This is a genomic window from uncultured Veillonella sp., assembly GCF_963524655.1.
In the GTDB taxonomy this organism is placed as follows: domain Bacteria; phylum Bacillota; class Negativicutes; order Veillonellales; family Veillonellaceae; genus Veillonella.
Genome location: NZ_CAURHA010000051.1, coordinates 1 through 9,412, shown reverse-complemented (window position 1 = coordinate 9,412; position 9,412 = coordinate 1). Strand labels below are relative to the sequence as shown.

Genomic DNA, 9,412 nt, shown 5'->3' with positions numbered 1-9,412 from the left:
TATCTTAGTTTTGTGGTCTTATTTTATACTATTTGTTTTCTAATGTTTATTTTTTTTCGTTTTTATCATGGTTCTTCTAAAAGGCCTTAATAAAAACGACGGGGCTAGCATGCCACTTATTGGTAGATTCTTTAGATAAGCTGTATATACTTACAAAATGAACTAGGTTCCTAATAGTCACCTATGTGACTAATAGGAACCTATTTTTTATTTACTTATACAATTTACAATTATATATTTTATGTACAGGGCCTCTAAATGGGTCCAGCCTTTGCTAATCACTCGAGGATTGGCGGTGATCAATATGAGAATATATGAGATATTAACCTTAATGATATCTTTTGGTATCCTCGTGGCGACCATTATCATGGCTGCTAAGTAATCTGATACTCATACCATTTGAGTATAACTTATTGAGGCCATGAAAAAAGGCCCGACATGAAAGTCAGACCGTTTCTTCAAATACATTTTCGAGAAGCGAGAGCTGGCTACCAACCATTTATGCCCTGCTTATGGATACATTGTACCATAAAAAATAAGGAGAAGGAAATTATCCTTCTCCTTATTTTATGCCTTAATGCCTATCATAGTGAGGATTTCCATAATAATTGGAATGACTACTACAAATAGTATAGTACTAATCATGACAAGGCCTGTAGCAAAAGGTAAATCAGATTTTGCTTCGTTTGCCACGATTGGCAGTACCGCAATAACTGGGCCTGCCGATTGTACTACAAAGGTAATGATTGCAATTGGTTCTAATACGATACCTGCACCATATTGTAAGGCCATGATTACACAGAACATAATGATTGGTGAAATCACAAAGCGACCTACGATGCCACCCATGGAGTCTTTATTGAGGCTCATACTTTTTAAGCCCGCATCATGAAGAACAATACCAATATAAATCAAGGATAATGGGGTTACCATATCTCCTAAATAATTAAGTGTATTATGTAAAATTGGGGCCAACGGAATTTCAAAGAACAAGAATATTAAGGCTCCGAAGAAACCTAATAATGGCGGTGGTAATAACTTCTTCCAATCAAACTTAGGCTTTTGAGTGTTAGTGGATAGCCCATTATCTGGATTTGGCAGCGGATCTAATTCGATTAAAAATACCCCCACTAGCCAAACCGAAATAGTGTTACCAATATAATAGAGTAAAAAATATGGTAATGCTTCAGGCCCAAAGAGTGCGATCTGCACCGGTAAACCTATAAACAAGCAATTATCATTAACCACCATATTGATAAAAATACCGCGTCGCCCTTTAGGTACTTTCAACAGTTTCATCATGATGAAAGCCACGATATAAGCAATTACATAGGTTAGCATAACTACTAACATACCATACCGTAAATTCCATAAATCGGACATATGTAAGTGATGTAATACAGATACAAAGACGCCGGCCGGCAAAATGACGGACATGATAAAGCGCGATAAGTTGCCACTAAAGGTAGGGTTAAACATGCCCTGCCCTTTTAGAAATATCCTAACGAAATGAGTATCACTATAGGGATGATACTCTGTAAGGATGTAAGAAAAACCATAATAAACCTCCCGAACTGTTGATTCGTAGTCTATCATATCACGTTTTTCAGTAAACAGATACACGAATAAATAAAATGATATAGTTGCAGTGTATTAATATATATAGAATTTTTATAATTATATAAATTAGTAGTATGAATTATTGAAAAAATCATCTATACTAAAGGAGTAAATATACAGTCTATTCTGCACATGAGGTGATAGCATGAAAAAACCATATATCGGTATCTCTGGTAGTATCTTACTTGGCCGCGCTGGTTCTGATGTAGATCTTCCACGCTCCTATGTAAACCTTGATTACACTCGCTCTATTGAAGAAGCTGGTGGCATTCCTATTATTATTCCGTTCACAACAAATCTTGAAATCATTCAAGATACAGTGGCTCATCTCGATGGCCTACTATTATCTGGCGGTCATGATGTGTACCCACTCCACTATGGAGAGGAACCATTACAAAAACTAGGCGAAGTATGGCCTGAACGTGATCATTTTGATTTTGCTTTGTTGAAAGCTGCTGAAGAAAGACAAATTCCTATTTTTGGTATTTTTCGTGGCATGAAAGTATTAAACGTATACCGTGGCGGATCTTTATACCAAGATTTAAGCTACGACGAAAACTGTACATTAAAACATGCACAAAACCAAACGCCTGAACTAGGCACGCATACAGTTGATATCGAGTTCGAAACCAATCTTGCTAGAGCTATTGGGCGTTCTACTTGGGTTACAAACTCCCACCATCATCAAAGTGTAAAAGCAGTTGGTAAGGGCTTACAAGTTGTAGCTCGTGCTAAAGACGGCACGGTAGAGGGCTTAGAAGATGCATCCTATCCATGGATGGTCGCTACTCAGTTCCACCCTGAAATGATGACACCAAACAATCAAAGTGCAACACGCTTATTTGATGCATTCATTAAGGCTGCTCAAAAAAACTTAGAACAATAATAGTAAAGGGCTGTAACTAGAATACGGTTTTACCGCATTCTGTTACAGCCCCTTTTATTATGTTATAGTTCCTCGTTATAATCCTCAGAAAGGTCTTCTTCAATATAGCCTACATCATCGGAAGCTTCGTCTTCATCACGTGTATCAATATAGATACTGATTAGAGCTAGCGCCCCCTCTTCATTAAGCGTAGCAATGAGGCTCATTGGACCATAGGTCAAAATAAGACCGTCCTCCTCATCACGAATGATATGAGGCACTGCATCAAAGTGTTGGTTCATCAACTGATCAAAATAATCCTCTACATCAAGACCACTTTCAAGGGTTATGGATTCAGCATCGCCCTTTTGGAATACGACGCGTGTATCTTCATCGATGTACTGGTAGAAATCATCTACATCTACATTCGCCGTTTCAAGCCACATACTTAAGGCCGTAAGCCAATCTTTCACAGTCGTTGGCGGCGTTATAAAAGCATACTCAGTTTCGTCAGCACCAAAGCGAAGATCGTCATAGTCAATACTATAATTTTCTTGACTTGAAACGATGCGGTCTACCAAGCCCTCATCGTTGACGTCTACGAAAATCATATATACATAATTGTCGCCGCTTTCATAAGAAACAGTCAAACCATGACGTCCCTCACGGAATAGCGCATCCTCTTCGTACACATCGGTAATGTGCATCACCTTACATGTAACAGGCACATTGTCGGCCTTGATGGACTCAGCCATCGAAGACAAGAACTCAATCGTTTCATTCCGATTGCGCCCAATAATACCGCGACCTGTAGACATGTACTCACAATCCTCAGCCAAGAAAGATTCGATACCGTGAATATCCGCGGATTCGAGAATAGATTTTATCAATAAAAGAGCTTGTATTTCAGTCATACTACGCCTCCTATGCATGGTAATAGTTACTGCTATTATTGTATCACAATTATGCCCTATAATGAGGTTTATCCTTTGTTTTTCTAGTTATTCATCATATAATTAAGTACATATAGATTCCAATTGGAGGTTACCATGAAATATACAACTATCGTTTTTGATTGTGACGGCACATTACTCAACACGGCTACAGATTTAGCGAATGCTGTAAATCATGTACTACGGACACATAATTTCCCTGAAAAATCTTTATCTGAGGTGAAAGCAGCACTAGGCAATGCAGTAACATACTTGATGCGTCAATGTCTACCTAGCTCAGTAGCAGATCATGAATTGGAACCATATATCGAAGAGTTCAAAGCATACTACGGAGAACATCTAAAAGATACTACAGCGCCTTATGAAGGCATACTAGACATGCTAGATACCTTACGCGAAAAAGGCTATAAACTGGCTATCGTTTCTAATAAAATTCAAGAAGGTGTAACACCTTTAAATAAAGAATATTTTGGTGATCGCTTACCTATTGCCATTGGTGAAAGACCAGGCTTACAACGTAAACCGGCTCCAGACATGGTACTCCAAGCCTTAAAAGAACTAGGCTCTACACCAGAAGAATCTATCTATGTAGGTGATTCCGAAGTAGACGTAGCAACTGCGAAAAACTCCGGCCTACTTTGTATCGGCGTTACCTGGGGCTTTAGAGAGGAATCCTTGCACCAAGAACTAGGTGTAAAGCACATTGCACGCAAAGCACAAGATATCATTACTATTATTGAAGATTTAAATAAATAGTAAGACAACCTATAACAAATTCATATAAATTAAAGCATTTATAACGTAAAACCGTAAAAATATGTGGATTAAAATATATTACCGCCTATTTTTTACGGTTTTTCTTTTATTTTCTCTGTTTTATTTTATTTTTCACATTATACTTTTTACGCATAATTACTATATTCTATCTATTGCCTTAAAAATGTGATATATGTTACAGTTATGAGGCAGTACTTTCACATAGGTTATCTGTCAATGCAGTACACACAGTACTGATAGGAGATGGCAGTACATACACCCGTGAAGATTTGGCTGTATAGTTGTAGTTAGTTAATGGAGAAATGAGAAACAAATGGAAAACGAAGTAAGAAAAGTTGAAATGAGCGAAAATGTAGCTGATCCTACTGGTCTTGGTCTACTTGGTCTCGCTGTAGTATGTTTTGTAGTATCCACGTCCCGCGTAGGCTGGTCTGGGCCAACAACATCTGTTATTATCCCTTGGGCAGTTTTATTAGGTTCTATCGCCCAATTAATCGCAAGTTATTTTGATTTCAAGAAAAACAATCCGTTCGGCTCCGTTGTATTCGGCGCATACGGTTTGTTCTGGTCTGCTATGGCTGGCGTTTGGTTGATCCAAATGGGCTCCTTCGGTCCTGAAATCCAAAAAGGTTTTGATGTAACACAATTGGCATTCGCTTTTGTGGGCTTCTTAATCTTCTCTATCTTTGGTACAATTGCATCTTTGAAAACAAACAAAGTTGTATTTGCTATCATGTTCTTAATCTGCTTCCTATTCTTCGGTCTTGCAACAGACCTATTCTTAGGCGGTAAAACAGGCTTCTTCGCTCTTGCAGCATGGTCTGAATTATTCATCTCCCTATTGGGCTTCTACGGTTCTGGTGCTGTACTTGTAAACAAAGTATTCGGCAAAACTGTATTCCCTTTGGGTAAAAGCATTCTGTAATAGTTTAATAACTATATAGATTACCTGCACGATAAAAGAGGTTCCTATAAGTCACATTCGTGACACTTAGGAACCTCTTTTATTTATTATGCCTATTTTATTTATTATAACTATAATGTTATAAGCTGATATGCCTTATTTATAACTAAAGTATGCATCTGTAATCATTTGGCGCAACTGCTCGACGCGAACACCTTCCGGCAACTTCTGTCTATAAAACTGTAAATTATAATAGTACCGAGTATCTTCATAGTCAGAAATTAGCACCATATCAGTTCTATAATTTAACGGCCATCCATACATAAATTCTACTAGTAAGCTACGCACACCATCATTATTGACCTCTATGACATCATGCTTAACAGGCAAAATCATCTTTACAGTTGGTTCAGGAACTGTTCTCTCCTTGATAAACTGATTAACCTCAGCATCAAGAGTAGGGCTAGTACTATCAATAGATCTAGCCTTTACATGCATGAAAACTCCATCAGAGGTTCTAAACACCCTACCGTCTATATCCTTTGTTTCACCTTTGGTCTCTACAGCATCCTTTAAGACATGAAACTGATACGGTCCATAAAACTTTGTATCGGTAATAGCATCTAATGCCTCATCATATTGACCATTATGTACATTCGTTACATGTATAAGAGGCTTTATTTCCATACCTTGTGAAAGCATCGGTGCTGCTAAACACAAGCCTAGACTAAGTAGTGTAATACAACGTTTCATACATACATCCCCCATTGAACACTAATATTAACTGTATTGTAACATGATTTATTTTAATGAATCTAATCATTATAAAAAAGGAACCTAAAAGCTCATTTCTCTTAGGCTCCTCTTCATATATTACCCATTTTCTACAATATTAAATACATCAATAGAATCAGAGTTTTTATTATATTGTTTAGATATAGTTACATCAATCAACATTTCACGTAACTGTTGCTTTGTGAGATTTCCATCTAGTTTTTTATAGTGAATAGTATTAACAAATCTATCCTTTCCATTTTGTGTTATAAATTGCATTACACCACTACCATCAAAATACTCCTGTTCTAGAAAAATACCTGGAGTGCCATCATTCCAGACTAAATTATAATCATATTTTTTAATAAGATTCGATTTTACTGCACTCTCTCGCCCCAAAGAAAGTATATCATGAACATAGCCATATGGGTCTTCATTGTTACTTTCTAATTTTCTAACATAATCTACATATTGAAAAATCACATTGTTATAATTATAAGATTTAATATGACGGCCATTAAATTCTCTATGTCCAGCTGAACTATTATTTAACACCCTATAAGTAAATATACTATTATCTTTTGATTCTATCTGTTTAGAATATCCATTCATATTAGCTAATGGTTTGATAGATGGTAACACATAATTAACCAATAAACTATTAGCTTTATCAATAGAAGGGTTATTATCTGCTTTTGGTTCTATAATAAAGCCAATGTGGTATTGAACATTTGGCTCGTTTTCAAAAGAAAAGTTAACTGAATTTCCCCAGAACACATCTTTTTCTTTTATATCATTAAATTCAGATATTTCCCAGTAGGAGTCTCTCAAACCTGAATATGTAAAAGGGCCACCTTTTAAAGAATCTTCAACTAAGCGTACATCAGATTTATTAGCTTGTTGAATTGCACGTTTAATAGCTTTTCTAATGTCAGAGACAGTTATAAACTCAGCTGGTTTTCCCATATAATCTCGACTTTTTTCATATGGATAATCTTCAATTTCTACAACTAATGGTATATATCTGGTATCCCAAGAATATATAATAGAATCATATGGATTATTAATTTTAGCTTTATAATCTAATACCAATGGCACTGTAAATCGTATCCCACCATCCTTAGAATGTAAAATTACATCAGTTTTTCCTTCAACTACACCTTGTAATCTTAGGGCATGATCTTCTATTACCTTTTGCAATTGTTGGTCAGATATAGAATGTTCTTTTCTAAAATCTACCATTCGTGGATCATCTTTAATAGTCCGATAAGATTCACTTACCATTTTATGCTTATCCATTTGTATATACTTATCGGTATATACATAATTTTGATACGCATCATGTGGAATACTTGGATTTGCCCCTGGTATATTCACATCAATAGCGAAACTAGAACCAGTAACAATGCCTATTACAATTGCACTTAATAATAATCGTCTTAACATATGCTTCTCTCCATAAAATAATGATATTAATTGTATTGTAACATAGTTAATATATTTTTATGAAAGTAATTACGAAACGAAAGAGGTTCCTATTGGTCACCTAGGTGACTATTAGGAACCTCTAATCTATTTACTTTTATAATTAACGGCACTATATTGAAATTGAGGCCTCTAAATGGGTCCAGCCTTTGCTAATCTTCTAGAGATTGGCGGTGATCAATATGAGTACATTTAAAGTGTTATCGTTAATGATTTCCTTTGGCATACTTGTAGCGACCATTATCATGGCAGCAAAGTGATTGACCTCTAGCGGAAAGCTAGCTTTCTAATCGTGGCATGAAAAAAGGCCCGACTGTGAAGTCAGACCGTTTCTTCAATTTCAAATACTAGAAGCGAAGTCTGGCGACCAAAACCATTTATGCCTCACTTTGATATAATTATATCATATTTAAACAAGGAAAGAAATCTAAGTATTTCTTTCCTTGTTTTCAATTATAAACCTTCATAGTGCATACAATAGTGACTTATATCACCGACAAGATATCCTCTTAATTGCTATATTTGTAACATATTACTACTGGGCTGACGGATTCGTAGAATTGACTACATGCACAGTAGCGCACATCGTGTGATAGCCGACCGTCTGGGCAAGCTTTTGTTCAGGCGGTCTTTTTTTGTTCACTCCTGACAAATCATACTGTACAAATCTTTAATCATCTCACCTATATGAAAGGAGTTTTCTTATGAGAAATCGTTGGCTTATTGCACTAGCAGCTATTGGTCTACATATATCCATCGGTAGTGTGTACGCATGGAGCGTGCTCACACGACCTATTATGGCAGATATGGGATTTACTATGTCTCAAACAACATGGACTTTCTCCTTAGCTATTCTAATGCTTGGATTATCTGCCGGTTTTCTAGGATCCTTTGCGGAAAGAATAGGTCCTAAGAAAAGTGGTCTTCTCTCTATGTTATTTTGGGTGGCAGGCCTATTAGGTACAGCCTATGCACTTAGTATCCATAATCTTACCTTACTCTATCTTTTCTATGGTATCGTCGGAGGTATTGGACTAGGTATTGGCTATATCACGCCAGTATCTACACTTGTAAAATACTTTCCACATCGTCCTGGATTTGCCACAGGATTAGCGATTATGGGATTTGGATTTGCATCACTCATTGCAGGTCCACTTATGCAATATCTCGTAGCACAAGTGGGATTAGTAAATAATTTCATTATCCTAGGCATCATCTATCTAGTTGTTATGGGTGCCGCCTCTCTCTATTTGAATGTTCCCTCAAATAACCACCCAACTCGAACTGCAAAAGATAAGTCTACTATGTATGTTCATAACCATGGCATGCTAGCCAATGATGCCATGAAAACATGGCAATTCGGTGCCCTATGGTGGATCTTCTTTGTAAATATTACTTGTGGTATAGGCCTCCTTTCCTTAGCATCCCCTATGGCGCAAGAAGCTGTTGGCATGACTCCAGCTGCGGCGGCCTCTCTAGTTGGTATCATCGGTATCTTCAATGGATTCGGTCGTATTGCATGGTCTACTATCTCTGATTACTTTGGACGCGCCCAAACTTACATACTATTCTTTATTATACAAATCATTGCATTCTATGTACTTGCCCAAACCAATAATGCTCTAACATTCCAAATTTTAATCCTTCTCATTATCACCTGCTATGGCGGCGGATTCGCCTGTATGCCAGCATATCTCGCAGACCTCTATGGCATACGCCAACTTTCCACTATTCACGGCCGCATTCTAACCGCTTGGGGATTAGCAGGTATAGTTGGTCCTATGCTTGTATCATACTTCCATGAAGCGGGATATGGTTATTCTACAGCTTTAGTATGCTTTGCACTACTATTCGTATTGAATACATTTATTGCTATAATCTTAAAAATATACGGCAAACGAGGACTGCATAACTGATACTTACTGCCGAATATAAAAATCTCCCTAGTTGCTATCATATTACAACTAGGGAGATTTTTAGGCTTATAGGACAAAAAGTGTGTGTAAAAACCCTTATAACACTAGATATTTACTA

The 9,412-nt window shown here is 36.8% G+C and carries 9 protein-coding genes and 1 pseudogene; 6 read left to right on the top strand and 4 right to left on the bottom strand.

The features are described from left to right. Positions 1–241 precede the first annotated feature (241 nt). Positions 242–382: a putative holin-like toxin gene (locus RYM16_RS09070; protein ID WP_399553614.1), complete on the top strand. Its 141-nt coding sequence runs from the start codon at positions 242–244 to the stop codon at positions 380–382. 185 nt (positions 383–567) lie between these two features. Here RYM16_RS09070 and RYM16_RS08495 read toward each other — a convergent pair. Continuing rightward, a pseudogene (locus tag RYM16_RS08495) lies at positions 568–1,559 on the bottom strand (AEC family transporter). Between the two features lie 206 nt (positions 1,560–1,765). Between RYM16_RS08495 and RYM16_RS08490 the strand changes: the two are divergent. Beyond that, positions 1,766–2,506, top strand: a complete 741-nt coding sequence (locus RYM16_RS08490) for a gamma-glutamyl-gamma-aminobutyrate hydrolase family protein (RefSeq protein WP_314983326.1) — start codon at positions 1,766–1,768, stop codon at positions 2,504–2,506. A gap of 62 nt (positions 2,507–2,568) precedes the next feature. Here the strand turns inward: RYM16_RS08490 and RYM16_RS08485 are convergent, their stop codons facing one another. Then, positions 2,569–3,399: a hypothetical protein gene (locus RYM16_RS08485; RefSeq protein WP_314727515.1), complete on the bottom strand. Its 831-nt coding sequence runs from the start codon at positions 3,397–3,399 to the stop codon at positions 2,569–2,571. A 135-nt stretch (positions 3,400–3,534) separates the two neighbouring features. On the opposite strand from RYM16_RS08485, the gene RYM16_RS08480 reads away from it, so the two are divergent. Further along, complete coding sequence (locus tag RYM16_RS08480; protein WP_314983325.1) at positions 3,535–4,194, top strand: HAD family hydrolase; 660 nt, start codon at positions 3,535–3,537, stop codon at positions 4,192–4,194. A gap of 334 nt (positions 4,195–4,528) precedes the next feature. Continuing rightward, positions 4,529–5,140, top strand: coding sequence for an acetate uptake transporter (locus RYM16_RS08475; RefSeq protein ID WP_314983324.1), 612 nt, complete (start codon positions 4,529–4,531; stop codon positions 5,138–5,140). A gap of 135 nt (positions 5,141–5,275) precedes the next feature. Here RYM16_RS08475 and RYM16_RS08470 read toward each other — a convergent pair whose 3' ends face one another. Beyond that, positions 5,276–5,872, bottom strand: coding sequence for a hypothetical protein (locus tag RYM16_RS08470; protein ID WP_314983323.1), 597 nt, complete (start codon positions 5,870–5,872; stop codon positions 5,276–5,278). 120 nt (positions 5,873–5,992) lie between these two features. Next, positions 5,993–7,339, bottom strand: coding sequence for a hypothetical protein (locus RYM16_RS08465; RefSeq protein ID WP_314983322.1), 1,347 nt, complete (start codon positions 7,337–7,339; stop codon positions 5,993–5,995). 221 nt (positions 7,340–7,560) lie between these two features. Between RYM16_RS08465 and RYM16_RS09065 the strand changes: the two genes are divergently transcribed. Together RYM16_RS09065 and RYM16_RS08460 are read left to right on the top strand one after the other, a co-directional pair. Then, positions 7,561–7,638, top strand: a complete 78-nt coding sequence (locus RYM16_RS09065) for a putative holin-like toxin (protein ID WP_223209338.1) — start codon at positions 7,561–7,563, stop codon at positions 7,636–7,638. A gap of 444 nt (positions 7,639–8,082) precedes the next feature. Next, on the top strand, positions 8,083–9,294 hold the full coding sequence (locus tag RYM16_RS08460) for an OFA family MFS transporter (protein WP_314983321.1): 1,212 nt from the start codon (positions 8,083–8,085) through the stop codon (positions 9,292–9,294). Positions 9,295–9,412: the final 118 nt, after the last annotated feature.

What these genes read in the sequence shown, in the direction of transcription:
- RYM16_RS09070 (WP_399553614.1), top strand. Translation starts at nt 242, where the DNA reads ATGTACAGGGCCTCTAAATGGGTCCAGCCTTTGCTAATCACTCGAGGA.
- RYM16_RS08490 (WP_314983326.1), top strand. Translation starts at nt 1,766, where the DNA reads ATGAAAAAACCATATATCGGTATCTCTGGTAGTATCTTACTTGGCCGC.
- RYM16_RS08485 (WP_314727515.1), bottom strand. Translation starts at nt 3,399, where the DNA reads ATGACTGAAATACAAGCTCTTTTATTGATAAAATCTATTCTCGAATCC.
- RYM16_RS08480 (WP_314983325.1), top strand. Translation starts at nt 3,535, where the DNA reads ATGAAATATACAACTATCGTTTTTGATTGTGACGGCACATTACTCAAC.
- RYM16_RS08475 (WP_314983324.1), top strand. Translation starts at nt 4,529, where the DNA reads ATGGAAAACGAAGTAAGAAAAGTTGAAATGAGCGAAAATGTAGCTGAT.
- RYM16_RS08470 (WP_314983323.1), bottom strand. Translation starts at nt 5,872, where the DNA reads ATGAAACGTTGTATTACACTACTTAGTCTAGGCTTGTGTTTAGCAGCA.
- RYM16_RS08465 (WP_314983322.1), bottom strand. Translation starts at nt 7,339, where the DNA reads ATGTTAAGACGATTATTATTAAGTGCAATTGTAATAGGCATTGTTACT.
- RYM16_RS09065 (WP_223209338.1), top strand. Translation starts at nt 7,561, where the DNA reads ATGAGTACATTTAAAGTGTTATCGTTAATGATTTCCTTTGGCATACTT.
- RYM16_RS08460 (WP_314983321.1), top strand. Translation starts at nt 8,083, where the DNA reads ATGAGAAATCGTTGGCTTATTGCACTAGCAGCTATTGGTCTACATATA.